Here is a 16,798-nt window from a genome sequence, read left to right as displayed (position 1 = left end):
CCGGTCAGGCGATGGTGGAGCCGAAGACCTCGTCGCGGACGGCGTCCAGGGCCGTGCGCAGGGCACCGTGCACGATCGGCTCCTCGATCAGCCCGGTCGGCACCACCCGGGGCCGTACCAGGGTGATCGCGGCGACCTCGTGCTGCACCCGTTCGGCCAGGGCCGCCCCGCCGGCCTGCCCCACCTCTCCGGCGAGCACCACGAGCGGCGGGTCCAGCACCACACAGGTGCTGGCCACGCCGAGGGCGAGCCGACGGGCCACCTCGTCGAGCATCGGCCCACCCGAGGTGCCGTCGGCGATCGCGGCCCGGACCGCGTCGGCGGCGGCAGTGTCCGGGTAGCCGTGTTTCCGGGCCAGGCCGCGGATCGCGTCGGCGCCGGCCAACTGCTGGAAGGCCGGCTTCGCCCGGCGGGACACGTCGCGCGGGATGGGAGCACCGGGCACCGGCAGGTAGCCGATCTCACCGGCGGCACCGCTGCTGCCGTGGTGCAGCCGCCCACCCAACATGATCGCCAGACCGACACCGGCACCGACCCAGACCAGGACGAAGTCCGCCAGGCCCTGGGCCGCGCCGGACTGCGCCTCGGCCACCGCGGCCAGGTTGACGTCGTTCTCGAAGACCACCGGGGTGTCCAGGTCGTCGCGAAGCGCGGCGAGCAGACCTCGATGCCAGCGAGGCAGGTTGTACGCGAAGGTGATGTCGCCGGTGCCCGGGTCGACCAGGCCCGGGGTGCCGAGCACGATCCGGCGTACGCTCGACAGCTGCGCTCCGGCGCTGCCGGCCACCCGCACAACCGCGTTGTGCACCACACCGACCGGGTCGTCGGTGTCCTGGGTGGACTGCTCGACGCGCCCGATGACCGCACCGGTGATGTCGGCGCAGGCGGCCACCACCCGCTCCGGGCCCACGTCGACGCCCACCACGTGTGCGCTGCCGGGCCGTACGGCGTAGAGCTGGGCGTTCGGTCCGCGGCCCCCGGCCTGCTCGCCGACGCGGGTGACCAGTCCGCGCTCCTCCAGCCGCTCCACCAGTTGCGAGGCGGTGACCTTGGACAGGCCGGTCAGCTCGCCGATCCGGGCCCGGGTCAGTGGCCCCTGCTCCAGCAGCAGTTCCAGCGCCGCGCGGTCGTTGAGGGCCCGCAACAGACGTGGGGTGCCGGGCAGCCGGGTCGCGCTCATGCCATGTGTCCTCAAGTATTAGTAAACTTTGCTAACTGTATGAACCTTTGAAGCCGTAGAACCGACAGGCGAACGGGTAAGCCGTAGCGTATCGGCCACGTGGGAGCGCGACCCTCCGCCGACCCGGTACGAGATCCGCGCCGGCCGGCATCGAGAGGAGAGAGCACGTGGGGCTGGATCCAGGACTGCGCCGGCTGGCGCTGGGCACCCTACTGGCCGCGTACCCGGGGTCGGTCCCGCCCGAGTGGGCCGTCGACCTGGTCGCCGACGGGCTCGCCGGACACACCCTGTTCGGCGGCAACGTCATCGAACCGACGCAGGTGTCGGCCAGCACGGCGATACTGCGCGGCGGCCGGTCCGACGTGCTGGTCGCCATCGACGAGGAGGGCGGCGACGTCACCCGACTGGCCCACGCCACCGGCAGTCCGTACCCGGGCAACGCCGCGCTCGGCGCGGTCGACGACGTGGCGCTCACCCGCCAGGTCTACCAGGCCATCGGCACCGAGCTGGCCGGCGTGGGCATCACCCTCGACCTGGCACCCACGGTCGACGTCAACACCGCCGACGACAACCCGATCATCGGCACCCGGTCCTTCGGCGCCGACCCGGAGAAGGTCGCCGCGCACGCCGCCGCCGCGATCGCCGGGCTCCAGGCCGCCGGAGTGGCGGCCTGCGCCAAGCACTTCCCCGGCCACGGGGCCACGGTGGCGGACTCCCACCACGAACTGCCCACCGTGGACGCCGCGCCCGAGCTGCTGCGCCGGCGGGACCTGCCGCCGTTCGCCGCGGTGGTCGCCGCCGGGACGAAGGCGGTGATGACCGCACACATCCGGGTACCCGCGCTGACCGGGGACGGGCCCGCCACGTTCAGCCGGACCGTGCTGGTGGACCTGCTGCGCCACGAGTACGGCTTCGACGGCGTCGTCGTCACCGACGCGCTGGAGATGAAGGGTGCCGCCCTGGCCGCCGGCGGCATCGCCCCCGGCGCGGTGCGCGCCCTGGCCGCCGGTGCCGATCTGCTCTGCATCGGCGCCAAGGTCGATGCCGACCTGGTCGAGCGGGTCGCCGCCGGGATCGTGGCCGCGCTCGGCGACGGCCGGCTGGACCGGTCCCGCGTCGAGCAGGCGGCCGGCCGCGTCGCGGACCTCGCCGCCTGGACCCGGACCGCCGACCGCACCACCACCACGCCCGGCGACCTCGGGTACGCGGCGGCCCGCCGCGCGGTACGGGTGGAGGGCGCGCCGAGCGGACTGGACCGGTCGCTCGTGGTCCAGCTGCACGCGAACTCCACGATCGCCGAGGGGCGGGTGCCGTGGGGACTTGGGCCACACCTGGGCGGCACCGAGCAGATCCGGGTGGTGGCCGCCGACACGGACCCGGCCGACCTGCGCCGACGTGCCGCCGGCCGGCCGATCGTCCTGGTCGCCCGCCACCTGCACCGGCTGCCCGGCGGCCCGGAGCTGGTCGACGCGCTGTCCGCCACGCATCCGGTGGCCGTGGTGGAGATGGGCTGGCCGGCGACCTGGCGGCCCGACCGCGTACGGGCCTTCGTCACCACGTACGGCGCGAGCCACGCCAACGGCCGAGCCGCCGCCGAGGCGCTCGGCCTGACCCACTGAGCCCGAGCCTCATCTTGAACGCGTTCAACTACTGCCGTACGCTGACGTCCATCAAGTTGAACGCGTTCAAGATGGGGTCGGCACATGAACATCAAGGTCTGGATGTACCTGGTCTATCTGACGGTCAGCATCGGGCTGACCGTCTGGGTGGCGCGGGCACTCAGCCGCAACGGGCTGGTCTTCCTCGAGGAGGTGTTCGCCGACGAACGCCTGGCCCGGGCGGTGAACAACCTGCTCGTGGTCGGCTTCTACCTGCTCAACCTCGGCTACGTCACGGTGGCGATGCGGCACTCCGAGCAGGTCGGCTCCACAAGCGTCGCGATGGAGGAACTCTCGTGGAAGATCGGGCTGGTGCTGCTGGTGCTCGGCGCGCTGCACTTCTTCAACGTCTTCGCCCTGGGCCGGTACCGGCGTAACCGGCTGCGTCAGCTCGCCACCCACCCCCCGCTGGCCCCCGTCGGCCGACTGCCGGTCCAGCCCGCCCACCCGCCCGTGCCGGCCGGTCCGGGCATGCCTGGCCCGGGTGCCGCACCGCCCGCACCGGGCCAGGCCAACCCGCCCGCCCGATGACCAGGCCGGGCCAGGGCGCGACGGAGGGACTGCCGGATGCCACCGCACACGGGGGCGGTGGCATCCGCGCCCTCACCGTCCTCTACGACGCACACTGCCCACTGTGCCGGGCCGCGCGCGGCTGGCTCTCGTCGCGTCCGCAACTCGTACCGCTGGAGTTCGTGCCGGCCGGTTCGGCGGCCGCCCGGCGGCGCTTCCCGGGCCTGGACCACGACGCCACGCTGCGTGACCTCACAGTGATCGCCGACACCGGCGAGGTGTACGCGGGCGACGGGGCCTGGTTCGCCTGCCTGTGGGCGCTGGCCGACCACCGGGACACGGCGCAGCGTCTCGCCCGGCCCCACCTGCTGCCGCTGGCCCGGCGGGTGGTGGCCGCCGCGTCGGCGGTACGCGAGCGGGTCCGCGAACCGTCGCCGGAGCCGACCGGCGACGCGGCGGGATACGGTGACCGCGATGACCGACCAGACTGTGCCGACGACCGCTGCGGGTGAGGCGGCGACCGCCCGGGGCGAGCAGACCCGGCAGCTGATCCTGGAGACCGCGATGCGGTTGTTCCGCGAACGCGGCTACGCCCGCACCACCATGCGCGCCATCGCGACGGAGGCCGGTGTCGCGGTCGGCAACGCCTACTACTACTTCCAGTCCAAGGAACACCTGATCCAGGAGTTCTACGCCCGGACACAGACGGAGCACCGGGCGGCGGCCGAGCCGGTGCTGCAGCGCGAATCCGACTTCGCCGCCCGGCTGGCCGGGGTGCTGCACGCGGGCATCGACGTGCTGACCCCGTCGCACGAGTTCGCGGCGAGCTTCTTCAAGACCGCCGCGGAACCCACCTCCCCACTGAGCCCCTTCTCCGCGGAGTCCTCCGGGCCCCGCGAGGCGTCCATCGGCCTCTACGCCGAGGTGCTGACCGGCTCCACCGCCAAGGTCGACGCGGAGCTGCGCCGCCAACTGCCCGAGCTGCTCTGGCTCGCCTACATGGGCGTGGTGCTCTTCTGGGTCTACGACCACTCGCCGGGACAGACCCGGACCCGGCAGCTGATCGACGGCGCGGTGCCGCTCGTCGACCGGCTGGTGAAGCTGTCGCGACTGCGCGTACTGCGGCCGGTGACCCAGCAGTTCGTCAGTCTGATTCACACCCTGCGTCACTGACCGCGTCGGGCGAGAGGTAACGCTTCTTCGCAGGTCAAGTCCATAATTGGACAGCATTAAGACGGTGGCTGAGGCTTGCCCAGCGGGTTCTGGATACGTAGCGTGATCGGCACTGGAGCCGCACCGGACCTGGGGGGAGGCTGCGGACCGTGGATCCGGCCCGGGATCCACGGTCCGCGCCCTGCCGGGCGGTGTTCAGCTCGGGTAGACGCCGTAGGACCGCCAGCCGAGGTCGGGGAACCCGGCGGCCTCCGCCACCCGCGCCGAGGCGCCGTTGCGCCGGTCGTGCAGATAGGTCGGCACGGCACCGTCGTCGAGCACCCGGCGAGCCGCCTGGGCCACCAGCCTGCGGGCCAGGCCGCGGCCACGCGCCGCCGGGACGGTACCCACCGCCAGTTCGTGTCCGTGCCGGTCATGCCGCTTGATCCCGACGCCGGCCAGGTAGCGGCCCCGGTGGTCGCGCACGATGAGCACCGACCGGTCGAACAGCCGCAGCCAGGAGGGCAGGCCGGGGGTGGTCGGTGGAACCCACTCACCGACATCCGACAGGTCCGCCGGCGCGACGCTCCACCGGAAGACGTCGTCGTGCACGGCCCAGCGTGGGTACCCGACCGCGGTCGGCAGTGCGTTCAGCAGCCCGCCCGGGCGCCGCGCCAGCTCACGTACGGCCGCGACCCGGTCGGGCGCCACGGAGAGCACGCCGCTGGTCCCGGCGTGGACGGCGATGGCGGGGCGCGGGCGGCCGTCCCAGGCGGGTCGGATCCGTCGCCCGGACCCGACCACGTGCAGGCCCGGGCCCGCTGGCCACTGTCCCAGCCAGGTCGTCAGGTGCAGGTGGAGCCGCCGGTCGAGCATCAACACCTCCCGGTCCGTCACCGTCGACGCCGCTCACGGTACGACGGACCCGGCGAGTTCGGAGCGTAGGTGGGCGCGATCCGGGGAACCTGAACGATCGATCGACCGTCATACCCATTTCCATACATGGACAACTTTCTTTGGAACGGTGTAGGCATGCCGAAACACCCGCACGACCGTGATCAGCAGGACCCCGAGCGCGCCTGGCGACACCACGGGGCGACCGGCCAGCCTCCGACCCAGACCCCCTACCGGGGACACCGCACCCGCCCCGCCACCCTCTCCTGGCATGACCTGAACAGCCTGCCGGCCGGCCCCGTACGACACCACCTCAACCCGCACTGACGCACCAATCTGGCGGGCGGCGAGCCACCGCGCGCTTTCGCACACCTGTCGGGTAACGTCTGCTGGTCCTTCGCGGGTCACGACAGGAGTTGGCACATCCATGGGCAAGAAGACGATCCACGTCTCCGACTTCAGCGGCACGCTGCTGGGTGCCGACGACGAGGCCGTCCGCGTCGTCGTTCTCGAGCATCCTGACCTGGTGGCCGGGCCCGTGCAGTTGGACGCCACCCCGGTGGAGGTGGAAAGCATCGACGACGCGGCGTTGGACGTGGCGGTGGTCGAGATCCACGACCGGCACGGCCAGGGCGAGCCGCGTCGGGTGGTGCTGACCGCGAGCGAGTTCGACGCGATGGCCACCGACGTGCCGATGGCGCAGCTGCTGAGGACCGCCGAGCGGGTACGCCCCCCGAAGGCGCGCCGCAGCGCCGAGAAGGTCGACTACGGCACCATCGAGCACGCCGGCCGGCCGCACCGGGGACGGGTCACCGAGGAGGAGGCCCGGTTGGTGCGGGAGCGGCTCGACGAGGTGAACAAGCGCCTCGCCGACGCCGGGCTGCGCCAGATCGATCCGGTCGACCCGGAGCACGCCGCCCGGTACGGCTTCCCCGTCGAGCCCTGAACGGCTACTCGAACGTCCGCAGTTTGGCCAGGGCCGCCGCGATGTTGGCCTCGACGGCGGCCTTGTCCACACCGAGGCCGGTGAGCACGCCCTCGCCGTTCTCCTGCTCCAGCAGGGCCAGCAGGATGTGCTCGGTGCCGATGTAGTTGTGCCCGAGTCGCAGCGCCTCGCGGAAGGTCAACTCCAGGGCCTTCTTGCCTGCGGTGTCGTACGGGATCAGGTCCGGGGCCTCGCCCGAGGATGGCGGCAGCGCCGCCGTGGCGGCCTCGCGCACGGCTTCGACCGACACACCCCCGGCGGCCAGCGCCCTGGCGGCCAGCGCCTCCGGTTCGGCCAGCAGGCCGAGCACCAGGTGCGCCGGGGTGATCTCGGCGTTACCTGCGGCCTTCGCCTCGTTCTGCGAGGCCAGCACCACGTTGCGGGCGCGGGGAGTGAACCGCTGGAAGCCTTCCTGCGGATCCAACGACGAGGCCACGAAGCGCTTCTGGGCGGCCTGCTTGCTCACCCCCATGCTGCGACCGATCTCGGTCCAGGACGCCCCGGAGCGGCGAGCCTGGTCGACGAAGTGGCCGATCAGGTGGTCGGCCACGTCACCGATGTGATCGGCCATCATGACCGCGTCACTGAGCTGGTCGAGGGCGTCGGTACGGGTCTGCTTGATCACCTGGATCAGGTCGTCGAGGCGGACCGGATTCTTCATCTGCACGGGTTCAGTCATGCGTCAACCTTAGGTTGACGGTCCGGTTTCGTCAACCATCGGTTGACGACACTTCTCAATCATGATCGCTGTTAACAACCTTGACTAATTTTGTCGAAATCGACAGACTCAGATTTGGAGAGCGCTCTCCAGCCGCCTCGCCAGCGTATCCGTCCCTCCACCCCCGAGGAGATCCATCGTGGACGCCATCTCCCGCAGCCTCCGCCGGGCAGCCGCCGCCCTGGGTGCGGCCCTCGTCACCAGTGCGCTCCTGCTACCCGTGCAGTCCGCACCGGCCGCCGCCGCGATCGGCGGCCTCACCTGGCAGGACGAGTTCAACTCACCGGCCGGCACCCCGGTCGACCAGTCCAAGTGGCGCTTCGACATCGGCGGCCACGGCTGGGGTAACAACGAACGGCAGTACTACACGAACAGCACGAGCAACGCGGTGCACGACGGCCAGGGCAACCTGGTCATCACCGCCCGCCGGGAGAACCCGGCCAACTACCAGTGCCACTACGGCCGGTGCGAGTACACCTCGGCCCGACTGCTGACCGCGGCCACGTTCAGCCAGGCGTACGGGCGGTTCGAGGCACGCATCAAGATTCCCCGAGGTCAGGGAATCTGGCCGGCGTTCTGGATGCTCGGCAACGACTTCGGCAACGTCGGCTGGCCGGCCTCCGGCGAGATCGACATCATGGAGAACGTCGGGCGGGAGCCGAACACCGTGCACGGCACCATCCACGGACCGGGCTACTCCGGCGGCGGCGGGATCACCGGCAGCCGCACCATCGGACAGCCGCTGGCCGACACCTTCCACACCTACCGGGTGGACTGGGAGCCGAACTCCATCCGCTGGTACCTCGACGGGTCGGAGTTCTTCCGGGTCGACCCGAGCCGGCTCGGCGGTAACCGCTGGGTCTTCGACCACCCCTTTTTCATGATCCTCAACGTGGCGGTCGGTGGTAACTGGCCCGGCTACCCCGACGGCAGCACCCAGTTCCCGCAGCAGATGCTCGTCGACTACGTCCGGGTCCACGGCTACGTCCCGGACGGCAGCACCGGCACCACCCGGATCCGGGGACAGCAGAGCGGCCGGTGCATCGACATCCCCGGCGCCAACCCGGTCGACGGGGCGCCGCTACAGGTCTGGGACTGCAACACCACCGCCGCGCAGGCATGGACCTTCGCCGCCGACGGCACCATCCGCGCGATGGGCAAGTGCATGGATCCGGCCTGGGCCGGCACGGCCAACGGCACCGAGGTCAACCTCGTCACCTGCAACGGCAACCCGGCGCAACGCTTCACTCTCAACGCCGCCGGCGACCTGGTGAACCTCAGCGCGAACCGCTGCGTCGACGTACGCGACAACAACCCGAACAACGGCGGCCGGCTGCAACTGTGGGACTGCGCCGGCACCCCCAACCAGAAGTGGTCCCGAGCCTGACGTCACCGTCCGTAATGGCCAACCCGAGCCAGTAAGCTTCCGCGACGACATGTCTGAGCGACATGATCATGCCGCTCAGACATGTCGGCAAGCATCCGGTCTCCGGTGAGCCCACCGGACGTGACACGCGTAAGAGTCGGTGACAGGCGGGTAGTAACCCATGCGGTCATCGATGTACGGGAGGCGACGTGGAGAACGCTCAGGCAGCCGGCGGACGACGGATGTGGTGGTGGATCGGTGCGGCCGTACTGGTCATCGTGGTGGTGGTGGTCGCCACCTGGACGTGGGTGTCGGTCCGGGGCGACGGCCGTGACGGTCACGTCGTCAGCGGCGCCGTCGGCGACCTGCGGGAGGCCACCTTCGTCCTGCTCGACGGTGCCGACGTGATCAAGGTGCGCACCGCCGATCTCGGCGACGACGCGTACCGGGTGTCGACCCCCCGCGACGCCAACGTCCGTCCCGCGGTCTCCCTCACCGACGGCAGCCTGCTGACCAGCCTGCGCGGCACCGACCGGAACGGCCCGGCGGTCGTGGAGGCGGTGCTGGCCGAGTCGGTCCGCTGGCACGTCCGGCTCGACGGTGGCGCCAAGGAGCAGCACCTGGACCTGCGCGGCGCGCGGGTCGGTGACGTCGAGTTCACCGCCGGCGCGAACCGGGTCGAACTGACGCTGCCCGCACCCGAGGGGACGCAGCGCACCCTGCTCGGCGGCGCGAGCCAGATCATCGTCCGGCTGGCCGGCGACGCGCCCGTGCAGGTACGCGCCGGTGGCGGCGCCGGTTCGGTCACCATCGACGGCACCACCCACTCGGGGGTGGCCGGCGGCACGACCTTCACCCCGCCCGAGTGGAACTCCGCCACGGACCGCTACGACATCGACGCGACGGCCGGCGTTTCCGCCATCACCGTCGAACGCGTCGACGCCGGCTGATCAGGTGGCCGTGCGACTGCACGTCGGGTGCGCGATGTGGACCCACCGTTCCTGGCCGGGCAGGCTCCTGCCGCATCCCCTGCCGGCGCAGGAGCGGCTACGGCACTACGCCGGCTGGTGCGATGCGGTCGAGGGCAACACCACCTTCTACGCCACACCGGCCCGCGAGACGGTCGCCTCCTGGGCGGAGCAGACCGGACCCGACTTCCGCTTCGTGGTCAAGCTGCCGAAGGTGGTCACCCACGAACGCCGCCTCACCGACGTCGACCGGCCGATGCGCGCCTTCCTCGACGCGATCGAGCCCCTCGGCTCCCGGGCGTACGCCCTGTGGGCGCAGTTGCCCGGCTCCTTCGGCCCGGACGACGTACCCGCGCTCGCCCGGTTCCTGCGCCGCCTGCCCGCCGCCCACCGACCGGCCGTGGAGGTACGCGACCCGGTCTTCTTCACCGACCCCGGCGCGATCCGGCTGCTGGAGACGACGCTGGCCGAGACGGACGCCGAGTGGATTCCGTTCGACACCACGGCGTTCTTCACCGACCCGCCGACCAGCGACGCCGAGCGGGACGCCTGGACGAAGAAGCCCAGGATGCCGCTGCGTACGGTCGCGCTCACGGACCGGCCGATCGTCCGCTACCTCGGCCGCGACGACCCGGCGCGCACCGTCCAGGGCTGGCGGCGCTGGGTCGACGCCACCGCGACCTGGCTGCGCGAGGGCCGGTCGCCGACCGTCTTCATCCACACCCCGGACAACGCCGACGCGCCGATGCTGGCCCGCCGCTTCCACGACGAGGTACGCGCCCAGGTACCGGAGCTGGACCCGCTGCCGGAGCCGATCCCGGTCGAGCCCACCACCCTCTTCTGACAGCTCCACCGCCCGTCCGGCCGGAAGCTACCCGGCGGCGTCCCGACCCGGGTCGGGAGGTCCTGGGTCGCGGTTCTCCTGGATGGTCCGGGTGACCTGATCCAGCAGTTGCCGGGGATCGGTCCGCCCGGTCACCTGAATCTCCACCTCCGACTCGCCGACGCGCATCCGGACGGTGGCACCGCTCGGTTGCTGGCTGAGCCAGGTCTGCAGCAGGGCGAAGAGACCGGGCAGCAGGCTCTGCGCGACCACCGCGATGATCACGGCTTCGCTGAAGCCGGCCCGGCCGCCGGTCCGTCCGCCCAGGTCCCGCACGCCGGTGCGGAACTCCGGACGTCGGTGGATCCAGTCGATGAGCGAGACCGTGACGGGCCTCCGCCGGTCCGTGATCATCTGTAGCCGCACGGGCTGCCTCGCCGCCGGGTACGTCTCGGTCACCCGATGCTCCTGGTCACTCGTCGACGTCGGGTTGGAAGGAGATTTCGTCGCCGGTGACGGTGACGACGCCGGCGACGCCGAGAACGTAGCTCTTCACGAAGTCCTGCGTGCCGTAGAAGGAGGACTCGTAGGTACCGGTCACCCGCACCTCGCCCTGCCCGTCGTACGGCGTCGAGACCTGAGCGACCGCGGGAGCGACCACGTCGATCTGCGTGGTGGGGTACCTGTCGATGGTCCACTTGAGGTCTTTGGCGTCCTGGTAACCGGACAGCCGGAAGGGGCAGCCCTGGGGTGCGGCCACGGTCTGCCGCGCGCACTCGTCCAGATATGTCTTGACCTGCCCGTCGATGCTGCCCCGGGCGGTGGCCCGCAACTCCGGAAGCGCCTGGATCGGCGTGTCGAACACGGCACCGGGCAGCACCGTGATGTGCTGCGGCGCCGCCTCGCTGAGCGGGTTGGCGACAGTGGTCACGACGTGGCGGCCGGGCACCGAGAGCACCGTCTGTTCCTGCGGGCTCTCCGGCACCCGCACCCCGTTGATCATGATCCCCTGCTGGCCGGCGACGACCGAGAGAGCCGAGACACCGCCGACGACGTGCCATCCCTTGAAGACGCCCAGCGTGGACTCCTCGTCGCGGCGGAGCATCACCTGCGCCTCCGTCCGGCTCCCGCCCACCACGAACGAGACCGTGGCGGTCGCGTCGTCGCCGTCCCGTTCGACGGTGCGGATGTCGATGTCGGTGGGCGGCTGGTAATCGGCCGACCTGATCGACTCGGCGAGCAGGTCGTCGCCGCGTACCGCGGCGCCTGCCTCGGGGTTCAACCAGCCGGCGAGGTCGTTCACGTTGCGGTCGGCCAGCGCGGCGAAGTACCCGTCGACGGTGGTCTCCGGCCGGAAGAATCCCCACTGCACGACGCCGAGCAGGCTGGAGAGCAGGCAGCAGGAGAGCAGTGCGACACCACCGATGACGGCCGGGCGCCGCAGGTCGACCGGGCTGTCACCGCCGAACAGTTCCTCGGTGCTGACGACCCGCTGCGGTGGGATCTCCGGTGCGACGGTGTCGTCACCGGCCCGGACCGACTCCAGCCGTTCCAGGCGCAGCTCGTTCGGCGGGTGTTCGGCGCAGACGGCTTCGTCCCAGCCACTGCGCCCGCTCTCGAACGACCTGCGGCGCTCGAGGACGGCCCGCAGGCCCTCGGTGTGCCCGGTCACCACCGCGCCCAGGTCCGCCCGGTACTCCGCTGCCCGGACATCCGCCCGATGCAGCGGCTGGACCAGGTACTTCATGGTGAGCAGGACCGGCCAGAAGAACAGGAACACGAACAGGTTCGTCGCCGGGTGCGGGAACCTGCGCATCAACCAGGTCGGTACGGCGTGTACGAGCACGAGGGGCAGGCCGACACCCCGGACGAAGGCCGACGTGATCTCGTCGCCGGTACGCCAGTGCACCAGCTCGTGACTCAACAGCGCGGCGATCTCCTCGCGCGGATCGGTGAGCAGACCGGTGGTGACGACGATGTGCCGGGCGTACGTGCGCGCATTCGTGCTGACCAGGTCGTCCTCGACCAGCAGTTTCGGTACCGCGGGCAGACCGAGCCGCTCCGCGCACTCGTGCAGGATCGGGATGACCAGTTCCTTTTCCCGGCGACTGAGATCGCGCGCACCTGACACCCGGAGCAGTCGATCCTCCAGCAGCACCCGATAGAGGGTGTAGAGCACACCCACCACGATGGCCGCCGCCGCTATGCCCACCAATTGGACAAGCACGGAAACGGTGCTGTCCGCGCCGCTGAACCGGAGGACGGGCACCATCAGCAGGCCCGCCAGGAAAGCGAGCGCGGCGCCGACGAACGCGCCGATCGCCCCGCCGGACTGCTCAAGGAAGGAACTGACCAGTCGCCCGATGACCGGGGCGTCCCGAATCTCGTCGGGAATCTGGTCCACGAACACCGACCCGCCGGTGAACGCCAGGACGAGTCCCGCGACCGCCGCGAGCACCACCGCCGTGAACAGTGCCACCGGCACGTAGAACCAGGCGGCGACGAAGGAACCCAGCACGCCGCGCCAGTCGCGCAGAATCCCGACCCGCAGCCAGACCACCGCGTTCGGATAGCCGGGCGGACGGTTGGCCAATCGTCCGGAGTTCGAATCTGGTCGCGCGTCCTCTGGTACTGACGATCGGACCGGCGGTGGCGAGGGATTGTCGACTATCTGATTCTGCTCATCACTGGAAGGCTGCACCGCGTCCTGCTGCACGGAAACTCCTGCACAAGCCGAAAGGGGTGAATCACGGAACGGTTCACGCGAAAACGAATCTCGAGGGCGGACAGCAGCTACCTTCCAGCCGTCGACCGCTCTGCGGCAGACGCAGACCTTACTCCGACCGTTACCCGCTTCGCCACCCGGTTCCGAACAGAATTTCCGAGCACCCGGCGGGACCACTCCGGCAGGATGGTACAGAGTGGACAATCGACGCCGAACGAATGGCCGAGGTTGGCGCTTTCCGCGCCGAGCAACAAAGGTGAAAGTTCCACGGATAAATGCGCCGTCAAAGGCTCGGTCATCGAGTCACGGGTGCGCGGTGACGAAGCCGGCGACGTCCTCGGCGATCCGTTCGGGCTGCTCGCCGTTGACGGCATGGGAGGCGTCCGGGTAGAGCCGCACCGTGCCCCGCGGCAGGCTCCGGCGTGCGGTCTCGACGGCCGACTGCGGGTCGTGCATCACCGATTCACCAGCGATGATCGCCAGGACCGGCAGGTCGAGTCGACGGAGTCGTTCCTCGCTGATCCGGGTGGGCTGCGGCAGCCGGAGCTTGTAGTGCTGCATGCCGGCTTCGATCATGTCGGCGACCGGCTCGTCCTCGACCGGCGCGCCGCCGGCGGTGTAGGAGTTGAAGCTGTCCCGCCACGACCTGGGCAGCCAGGGCAGCGCGGCCGGGATGGAGCGCACGATGGTGCCGAACGGCAGGTCGCCGAAGACGTGGACCGGGTCGATGAGGGTCATCGACGCGATGTGCTCCGGTCGGTGCAGCGCGAGGTTGACCGCGGTCCAGCCACCGATCGAGAGACCGACCAGGTGGAACCTGTCCGGTGGGAGTGCCTGGAGGGTCTGGTGCAGCCACTCGGCCTGTGCCGCGTCGGTGTTGATCGGTCGGTTCTGCACGCTCATGCCCGGCTCGCCGAGCAGGTCGACGGTGTAGACGTCGCCGATCGGCAGCAGCAGCGGCAGGTTGTCCGCCCAGACCGGGGTGGCCGAGGCACGCCCGGGCAGCAGCAGCAACGGGGTGCTCGTACCGCCGCCGTCCGCACCGGCCGCCGTGCCGGCGAAGCGGTAGACGCGGACGATGCCGAAGTCGGTGCGTACGTCGATGGTCTCCGCCGGGTCGGGCAGGTCGGCGAAGGCCTCCGTGTAGGCCCGGAGGAACCGGTCCTGCCCGTCGGCGCTGTCCCAGTGACCGATCGGAGCGGGCTGGCGGATGGCGAAGGTGACCACCAGCGCGATCAGTGCGAGCCCGGCCAGGACCAGGCGCAGCCATCGTGACCTGGGCCGCAGCCGGTTGAGAACCTTCATCAGCCTGTTCCGCACGACACGCTCCTAACCGATCGGTAGATTTTTCGACCGTACGGTAGAATCTGACGGGTGACAAGGAGACGAGAGGGCGCGACGGGCGAACTGACCCTGATCGAGCGCGCCCGCCGCACCCAACTGATCGAGGTCACCATCGAGCTGGTCGCCGACCGGGGTTACGCCGGTGCCTCACTGGCCGCCATCGCCGAGCGCGCCGGCATCACCAAGGCCGCCGTGCTCTACCACTTCCCCACCAAGGCCGCCGTCGTACGCGCCGCGCACGAGCACGCCCTCGCCGCCCTTGTCGCAGACGTCGCCGCCGCGGTCGAGGCCGCCGTCCCCGCGAACCGGCCCGCCGCGTACGTCAGGTCGATGGTGGGACATCTACGGGAACATCCGCGACACACCCGCATGATCATCGAAGCGATGGTGCACGAGAACGATGACCACGACCCGGCCGCCCGTTGGCGTCCCCTGGCCCAGCTCATCGACGCGGCCCGGCTCGCCTGCGGCGCCAGCGGTGACATCGACACGCGTACGACGGCGATCATCGTCGGGGGCGGCATCGACGCCATCGTCGCCGAGCAGCTCCACGACCCCGACTACGACACGGCGACGGCCGCCGAGCACCTCGTCGACATGCTCGACACGACGATCTCGCGGTGACCCGGGCTCGCTGTCGCCGTACGTACGCCCCCTGGTGCCGGACCGGTCACGCGGCCGGTTGCCGCGGCCTCGGCCGCCGGTGGTACTTCGGTCCGTCCGGATCGTGCATCTCGCCGCGATAGATGCCGTGCCGCAGCTCGGAGACGTACCCCGCCAGCTCCGGCATGCCCAGCCGGGCCGCCACGGCCAGCTCCGCCTCGACGTCGTACGGCACGCGAACGAACTGGATCGAGAACGGCGCGTCGAACTCCGCGTCGACGACACCTTCGAGGATCACGTAGACCGGGGTCGGGTCGTCCATCGCGTTGCCGACGCTGCCGGTGTTGAACAGGGTGCGGCGCTCGCGGTCCACCTCGTAGAACGGATCGTGCGTGTCGCCGTAACCCACCACCGACGGCTCCGGCCCGTCGCCGGTCGCCGGGGTGTTGGCGAACATGCCGAGGAACTCGGCCTCGTCGTGGTCGAACCGCACCCGACGGTGCACGGTCGTCGCCGAGGCGTGGAAGAGTCGCACCCGCCGCCCGCTGAGCAGGAGGTCGTGGCTGAACGGCAGGCCGCGCAACCAGTCGCCCTGGCCGTCCGCGAGCTGCGCCAGCCACCAGGCCATCGCCTCGCTGTCGTAGGTCCGATCCGGGTCGGGGAGGAAGTCGTCCCAGTTGCCGAGGATGTTGACCTCGCACCGCTCCCGGCAGACCTCGATCACCTCGCGACCGCGCGGACCCTTGCCGACGTAGTCACCGAGGTTGAAGATCCGCTCGATGCCGCGGGCGTCGATGTCGGCCAGCACGGCCTCCAGCGCGGTCAGGTTGCCGTGGACGTCGGAGATCAGGGCGATGCGGTCGAGGGGTCGGGCCACCGGCCGATCGTAGCCGCGGCGATTCCGTCGGTGGGGTACGGCGGCCCGCCTACGACCAGCCGACGTCGCGCAGTTCGGTAAGCAGTCGCGGATCGAGGTCGTCCGCTTCGAGCACGTCCCCGGCGGGTGGCGGTTCGATCGACAGTCGCCGACCGAACGAGTGGTAGAGCAACTGCCACTCACCGGCGCCCGCTTCGACCTGATCGAATTGCAGCGTCAGGTTCGTCAGCCGGCCCTGCGCGTCGAGGGTGGCGTCGAAGGGCACCATCGTCTTCGATCCCGGCAATTCTTCACGCAGCTCGGCGGTCAGCCGCGGATGCCGGCGTAGGTCGAGGACACCACGAACGGCTCGCTCGGTGACGAGCCGCAGCTCGACCGACGTCTTCACCAGTTCCTGGAGATCGTCCGTCGCCTGCGTACCCACGAAGATCGAGGATTCCTCACCCAGCAGCCGCGGCAGGTCGACCGCCAGCCACCTCTCGGGAGGCTTCCCGAAGCCGAAGAACCGCACCCAACTCTCCTCGTCGACGGTCTTGATCTCGACCCACTGGAAGTGACCGGGTTGCCGAATGGGGAAGTGGATGCTCATGTCGCTCCGGCGCCTGGCCGGATCCACCGTCATCTCGACTCTCGTACCGACCCAAGCTCCCTCGACGTCCCTGCGTTTCATGGTCAAACGAGACGAGTAGGTGTCCTGACCGACCTTCTTCGCCCCCTCGTGCAGCCACGTGTGGAGGTCCTTCTCCACCGCGCTCGCCGACGGGCTCGGAGCCGACGCCTGCGAACCCGCGTCGGCGCAGCCGGCCGCCAGGGCGAGCACGACAGCCACACCTGCCGCCACGGTCAGCCGGCCCACCGCGCGAACACCCGATCGCCCCGACAGCCCGCCCGACCCCGAGCTGTTCAACAGGTTCTCCGTCCGATCCCGCTTCATGATCGGCACATGGTGCCAGCTCACCCGCGCCTCGTCCAGGGCCTCGGTCTCTCCGCGCGCT

18 protein-coding genes are annotated in these 16,798 nt (G+C 70.6%); 10 read left to right on the top strand and 8 right to left on the bottom strand.

Translation table 11 applies throughout. The features are described from left to right. Positions 1-4 precede the first annotated feature (4 nt). Entirely contained in the window at positions 5-1,180 is a 1,176-nt protein-coding gene (locus tag V5O40_RS17460; protein ID WP_332906440.1) for an ROK family transcriptional regulator, read from the bottom strand. A gap of 167 nt (positions 1,181-1,347) precedes the next feature. On the opposite strand from V5O40_RS17460, the gene V5O40_RS17455 reads away from it, so the two are divergent. The 4 genes from V5O40_RS17455 (at position 1,348) to V5O40_RS17440 (ending at position 4,521) form a co-directional block, all read left to right on the top strand. Beyond that, positions 1,348-2,799, top strand: a complete 1,452-nt coding sequence (locus tag V5O40_RS17455; RefSeq protein ID WP_332906439.1) for a glycoside hydrolase family 3 N-terminal domain-containing protein — start codon at positions 1,348-1,350, stop codon at positions 2,797-2,799. Between the two features lie 84 nt (positions 2,800-2,883). Next, the gene (locus V5O40_RS17450; RefSeq protein ID WP_332906438.1) at positions 2,884-3,369 is read left to right on the top strand and encodes a hypothetical protein; all 486 of its coding nucleotides are present in this window, start codon (positions 2,884-2,886) and stop codon (positions 3,367-3,369) included. Continuing rightward, complete coding sequence (locus V5O40_RS17445; protein WP_332906437.1) at positions 3,366-3,860, top strand: thiol-disulfide oxidoreductase DCC family protein; 495 nt, start codon at positions 3,366-3,368, stop codon at positions 3,858-3,860. The genes V5O40_RS17450 and V5O40_RS17445 overlap by 4 nt, the downstream gene beginning before the upstream one ends. Next, on the top strand, positions 3,823-4,521 hold the full coding sequence (locus V5O40_RS17440) for a TetR/AcrR family transcriptional regulator (RefSeq protein ID WP_332906436.1): 699 nt from the start codon (positions 3,823-3,825) through the stop codon (positions 4,519-4,521). The genes V5O40_RS17445 and V5O40_RS17440 overlap by 38 nt, the downstream gene beginning before the upstream one ends. 195 nt (positions 4,522-4,716) lie before the next feature. Here V5O40_RS17440 and V5O40_RS17435 read toward each other — a convergent pair whose 3' ends face one another. Further along, a complete protein-coding gene (locus V5O40_RS17435) occupies positions 4,717-5,376 on the bottom strand; it encodes a GNAT family N-acetyltransferase (protein WP_332906456.1) in 660 nt (219 codons plus the stop codon). A 156-nt stretch (positions 5,377-5,532) separates the two neighbouring features. Here V5O40_RS17435 and V5O40_RS17430 point away from each other — a divergent pair, with 156 nt between their 5' ends. Both V5O40_RS17430 and V5O40_RS17425 read left to right on the top strand, forming a co-directional pair. After that, the gene (locus tag V5O40_RS17430) at positions 5,533-5,721 is read left to right on the top strand and encodes a DNA repair protein (RefSeq protein WP_332906435.1); all 189 of its coding nucleotides are present in this window, start codon (positions 5,533-5,535) and stop codon (positions 5,719-5,721) included. A gap of 100 nt (positions 5,722-5,821) precedes the next feature. Beyond that, complete coding sequence (locus V5O40_RS17425) at positions 5,822-6,340, top strand: hypothetical protein (protein WP_332906434.1); 519 nt, start codon at positions 5,822-5,824, stop codon at positions 6,338-6,340. 4 nt (positions 6,341-6,344) lie between these two features. Here the strand turns inward: V5O40_RS17425 and V5O40_RS17420 are convergent, their stop codons facing one another. Beyond that, entirely contained in the window at positions 6,345-7,058 is a 714-nt protein-coding gene (locus V5O40_RS17420) for a Clp protease N-terminal domain-containing protein (protein ID WP_332906433.1), read from the bottom strand. Between the two features lie 178 nt (positions 7,059-7,236). On the opposite strand from V5O40_RS17420, the gene V5O40_RS17415 reads away from it, so the two are divergent. From V5O40_RS17415 to V5O40_RS17405, 3 genes are all read left to right on the top strand, one after another. Next, on the top strand, positions 7,237-8,484 hold the full coding sequence (locus V5O40_RS17415; protein ID WP_332906432.1) for a ricin-type beta-trefoil lectin domain protein: 1,248 nt from the start codon (positions 7,237-7,239) through the stop codon (positions 8,482-8,484). Positions 8,485-8,672: 188 nt separating this feature from the next. Next, positions 8,673-9,413: a hypothetical protein gene (locus V5O40_RS17410; protein ID WP_332906431.1), complete on the top strand. Its 741-nt coding sequence runs from the start codon at positions 8,673-8,675 to the stop codon at positions 9,411-9,413. A gap of 34 nt (positions 9,414-9,447) precedes the next feature. Further along, positions 9,448-10,275: a DUF72 domain-containing protein gene (locus V5O40_RS17405; protein ID WP_332906455.1), complete on the top strand. Its 828-nt coding sequence runs from the start codon at positions 9,448-9,450 to the stop codon at positions 10,273-10,275. A 27-nt stretch (positions 10,276-10,302) separates the two neighbouring features. Here V5O40_RS17405 and V5O40_RS17400 read toward each other — a convergent pair whose 3' ends face one another. The 3 genes from V5O40_RS17400 to V5O40_RS17390 form a co-directional block, all read right to left on the bottom strand. Further along, the gene (locus V5O40_RS17400) at positions 10,303-10,713 is read right to left on the bottom strand and encodes an effector-associated constant component EACC1 (RefSeq protein WP_332906430.1); all 411 of its coding nucleotides are present in this window, start codon (positions 10,711-10,713) and stop codon (positions 10,303-10,305) included. A 13-nt stretch (positions 10,714-10,726) separates the two neighbouring features. Further along, positions 10,727-12,847: a M48 family metalloprotease gene (locus V5O40_RS17395; RefSeq protein ID WP_332906429.1), complete on the bottom strand. Its 2,121-nt coding sequence runs from the start codon at positions 12,845-12,847 to the stop codon at positions 10,727-10,729. A gap of 435 nt (positions 12,848-13,282) precedes the next feature. Continuing rightward, positions 13,283-14,299, bottom strand: a complete 1,017-nt coding sequence (locus V5O40_RS17390; protein ID WP_332906428.1) for an alpha/beta fold hydrolase — start codon at positions 14,297-14,299, stop codon at positions 13,283-13,285. A 54-nt stretch (positions 14,300-14,353) separates the two neighbouring features. Between V5O40_RS17390 and V5O40_RS17385 the strand changes: the two genes are divergently transcribed. Continuing rightward, on the top strand, positions 14,354-14,947 hold the full coding sequence (locus V5O40_RS17385; protein WP_332906427.1) for a TetR/AcrR family transcriptional regulator: 594 nt from the start codon (positions 14,354-14,356) through the stop codon (positions 14,945-14,947). A 46-nt stretch (positions 14,948-14,993) separates the two neighbouring features. Here V5O40_RS17385 and V5O40_RS17380 read toward each other — a convergent pair whose 3' ends face one another. Both V5O40_RS17380 and V5O40_RS17375 read right to left on the bottom strand, forming a co-directional pair. Beyond that, positions 14,994-15,803: a metallophosphoesterase family protein gene (locus tag V5O40_RS17380; RefSeq protein ID WP_332906426.1), complete on the bottom strand. Its 810-nt coding sequence runs from the start codon at positions 15,801-15,803 to the stop codon at positions 14,994-14,996. A 49-nt stretch (positions 15,804-15,852) separates the two neighbouring features. Further along, positions 15,853-16,737: a hypothetical protein gene (locus V5O40_RS17375; RefSeq protein WP_332906425.1), complete on the bottom strand. Its 885-nt coding sequence runs from the start codon at positions 16,735-16,737 to the stop codon at positions 15,853-15,855. Positions 16,738-16,798: the final 61 nt, after the last annotated feature.

It is taken from the genome of Micromonospora palythoicola, assembly GCF_036689795.1.
In the GTDB taxonomy this organism is placed as follows: domain Bacteria; phylum Actinomycetota; class Actinomycetes; order Mycobacteriales; family Micromonosporaceae; genus Micromonospora; species Micromonospora palythoicola.
This window is presented reverse-complemented; position numbering and strand designations above follow the sequence as displayed.